The 699-nt window shown below is 66.0% G+C and carries 1 protein-coding gene; it reads right to left on the bottom strand.

Annotation, left to right across the window (positions count from 1 at the left end; genetic code table 11):
• Nucleotides 1–50: 50 nt before the first annotated feature.
• The coding region (locus tag L1073_RS17115; protein WP_246901438.1) for a polyprenyl synthetase family protein at nucleotides 51–699 on the bottom strand (649 nt) is incomplete at its 5' end.

Raw genomic sequence — 699 nt, 5'->3', positions numbered from 1 at the left:
ACATTATACGCATCCGCGGCGCGCGCGCAACCCTTATGCGAGGCGTCGGGTCAGGTCTGGCGCTCGACGGCGAGATGGGCGAGTTCGGCCATGCTGTCGCGGTAGCGGCTCTCGGGTAGCAGCTCGAGCTGAGCGAGGGCGAGATCGGCCATTTCCACGGCACGGCGGCGGGTATACTCCAGCGCGCCGGTATCGTTGACGATGGCCAGCACCTCGTCGAGATGGTCGAGCCCGCCCTGGCGGATGGCGCGGCGAATCATCCTGGTCTGTTCGGCGTCGCCGGCGGCCATGGCGTGGATGAGTGGCAGCGTGGGTTTGCCCTCGGCCAGGTCGTCGCCGACGTTCTTGCCCATGGCGTCGGCATCGCCCTGATAGTCGAGCAGGTCGTCGACGAGTTGGAAGGCCAGGCCCAGATAGCGCCCGTAGAGCTTGAGCGCCTCTTCCTGCGCGGGACTGGCGCCGGCGAGCACCGCGCCGCTGTGACTGGCGGCCTCGAAGAGCATGGCGGTCTTGCCCTGGATGGTGTCGAAGTAGGCGGCCTCGTCGATATCGGGGTTGCCGATATTGGTCAGTTGCAGGACCTCGCCTTCGGCGATCACGCAGGTGGCGCCGGAGAGAATCTCCATCACCCGCATCGAGCCGACCTCGACCATCATCTGGAACGAGCGCGAATAAAGGAAGTCACCGACCAGCACCGAA

This window comes from Chromohalobacter nigrandesensis (assembly GCF_023061285.1).
Lineage (GTDB): Bacteria > Pseudomonadota > Gammaproteobacteria > Pseudomonadales > Halomonadaceae > Chromohalobacter > Chromohalobacter nigrandesensis.
This window is presented reverse-complemented; position numbering and strand designations above follow the sequence as displayed.